Source organism: Vibrio sp. 970 (assembly GCF_033339075.1).
The window spans coordinates 1-888 of sequence record NZ_JAWOTW010000143.1 but is presented as its reverse complement, the minus strand read 5'-3'; the positions used below and the strand labels follow the sequence as shown (position 1 = coordinate 888).

General features: G+C 48.5%; 1 protein-coding gene. It reads right to left on the bottom strand.

Annotated features, from left to right (window positions below; translation table 11 throughout):
* Window positions 1-888: TAXI family TRAP transporter solute-binding subunit (locus R7Q11_RS25280; protein WP_225466893.1), on the bottom strand; the 888-nt coding region annotated here is incomplete at both ends.

Below are 888 nucleotides of genomic sequence, written 5' to 3'. Positions count from 1 at the left end.
TTTCTTTGTAGTAACGAATCGCACCCGGATGCAGCGGTAAAGGAAGTCCCGAAATCGCTTTTTCGATCGCCATCGCTTTGGTTGCTTTGTGGATGCCTTGTAAGAACGGAAGGTTCTCGTAAATGGCTTTGGTCAGTTGGTAAACGTCCTCTTCCGAGATATCGTCTCGAACCGCAAGGAAGTTGGGCTGAGCAATCGTCGTGATTGGTTTATCTAAACCTGGGTAAGTGTTGGCAGGAATGTCGTACTTGGTCCACAACTTGTAGTTGCCGTTGGCTTGCTTGATTTGCTCGTCAGTGAACGAAAGTATCGAGATATCTTTGCCTAGCGCCGCAAATGCTTGCGTCACCGCCCCAACAGGAACACCTGCTGGCGTGTTCATGCCATCGATAGTGCCATTTTGTAGCGCACTTGCACTGCCGCCGTACCCCATAAAGGCAAGGTTGAACTTATCTGGGTCAACACTCAGGCCTTTCATGATCTGACGGCCTGAGTTCTCAGTACCGGAGTTCTTTTTCCCGATAGAGAACTTTTTCCCTTCGAGGTTTTTCAGATCACTAACCGTACCGGTTTTTGCTAAATCGCTACGAACAATGAAGTGTTCAACGTTTTGCCATAACATTGAGACTGAACGCAGCTTTTCTTGGCGACCGCTTTTCTCGTAAGGACCTTCCCCCGACCAAGCCCACGCACCGTACAAACCTTGCAAAATCGCAAATTGCGCTTCGTTTTCATTCAGTAGTTTAACGTTTTCACCAGAGCCAGCAGAGCTGATAGCAGAAAGGGAGAAGTGGTGCTTTGGTGCGAGTTTCACTTTACTTAATGTCGCCAAAGCCACCCCAACTGGATAGTAAGTGCCACCAGTAGAAGCGGTTGCAAGGATGTAGC